General features: G+C 63.2%; 1 protein-coding gene. It reads left to right on the top strand.

Annotated elements, in window-relative coordinates; genetic code table 11:
- Nucleotides 1-830 precede the first annotated feature (830 nt).
- A partial coding sequence (locus G5C50_RS32055; RefSeq protein WP_165076160.1) for a phage major capsid protein occupies nucleotides 831-1,719 on the top strand: 889 nt, incomplete at its 3' end.

Here is a 1,719-nt window from a genome sequence, read left to right as displayed (position 1 = left end):
GTGGTGTCGAGAGAACGGACGCGAGCCCAAAGACTCGGCATGGTTCGGTCAGAAGCTGAAGACCGCCTATCCCTACGTGAAGACTTCACAGCGAAGGACGCCCGGGGGGGAAGGGCTCCGCGAGCGATACTACACGAACGTACGCTTGCTCTAAGCAACCCCCGCACGTCACAGCGTGGAACGGGGTCGACACAGGCAGTACCCACAAACCGCGTGACGCAGGATGTCCACGTCCCAACAGGAGTTACGTCGCCGTCATCTGTCTTGTCACAGGTAGTCACGGGGTTTTACACATAAAACAGACTAGAAGAGTTAAAAAGCCATAAAGGGTATAGGTGCATATATAGGCTAAGGAGAGCATAGAGAGAGAATGGAGTTTGCCCCCCCCTATGACGCCAATGCCAACAATGCAACCTATTGGCATCAAGTCTATTACGTCGAAAAACAGCCTGTGTCACCACTTGTGACCCCTGTGTCAGCCTTATCTCGGATCCCCACGTCGTCCGCTTGCACCGATTGTGCGGGCGTCGCGTTTGTTTCACGCAGGCTTTCGCGTGGAACATCGAACCGGGCGTGTCAGTATTGCGTAGCTAGATAATCAACCAGAGGATGTGAGCACGTCTACGACTGCCGATCGTTGAAAGGGTGGCATAGGTGGAGACCGGGTAGGGGGTCTTTTTGCTACAGCCTTGAAGGCGTCTCACCGGGCCTTCCCCCGCGCGTGTGAAATGCCGAGTTTTTTCGCCGACCAGTAGGTGCCCCCCAACTGGTCAGCCCAGATCGCCGGCCCGAGGGGTCGGCGTGGTTCGATAAACAGGAAGGAAAACGCGATGAATTCAGCGTTTCTGATAAGCGACAGCGTGAGTTTAGACCCCCTGCCCCACAAGGATCCGAGGAACACGCGAGGGCGGCACGCCTACTCGTTCCTGAGGGCCTTGGCAGGCGTGGCGAACCCGTTCGGCGATCGTCGGGGCGATTGGGACGTCCAGCCCCGCGGCCTGGAAGGCGAGGTCGACCAGGAGCTTCGCAAGCGGTATCCGCACATGAGGCCCCGGGGCTTCCTCGCTCCGTCGAGCTTCGACGACGCCGAAGAGGTCCGCGCCCTCACGTCTTCGACCGGGTCGGGGGCGATCGGCGACGTCGTGGTCATCCCCGTCGTCGAGGCCTTGAGGTCCAAGACGGCCCTGGGGGCGATGGGCGCCCAGGTCAGGCGGCTCCCCGTCGACAGTCGGGGCGTCGGCTGGATCCCCCGCCTGAAGTCGACGGCGTCGGTCGGGTGGCTCGTCGAGGGCGCCGATGCTCCCGAGTCCTCCCCCCAGTACGACGGCCTTGAACTGACCCCGAAGACGGCCGCCGCGACGGTGCCCGTTTCGCGGACCATGCTGCGGTCCGCTTACACCGCCGACTTCGAACAGATGGTCGCCGACGACGTCGCCACGGGGATTGCGGTCGAGGTCGATAGGATCGCGATCGCCGGGACGGCCGGGGGCGTCCTCCCTGTTGGACTGCTCAACGTCCCCGGGACCAAGTCCGTCGAGCTTGGCGTCAACGGCGGGACCCCGACCCGCGACGCCCTGGTCGAGCTTGAGCGGCTTGTCGGGGTCGCGAACGGAGACGCCGGGGCCGATGCTCGCCTGGGCTGGATCGCTTCATCCAACGCCCGCGCCCGGCTCCGCAAGCTGGACGGCTCGACGGCCGGTTCGGGGGCCTGGGTCTGGG

The organism is Paludisphaera rhizosphaerae, from assembly GCF_011065895.1.
Taxonomy (GTDB): Bacteria; Planctomycetota; Planctomycetia; order Isosphaerales; family Isosphaeraceae; genus Paludisphaera; species Paludisphaera rhizosphaerae.
This window is presented reverse-complemented; position numbering and strand designations above follow the sequence as displayed.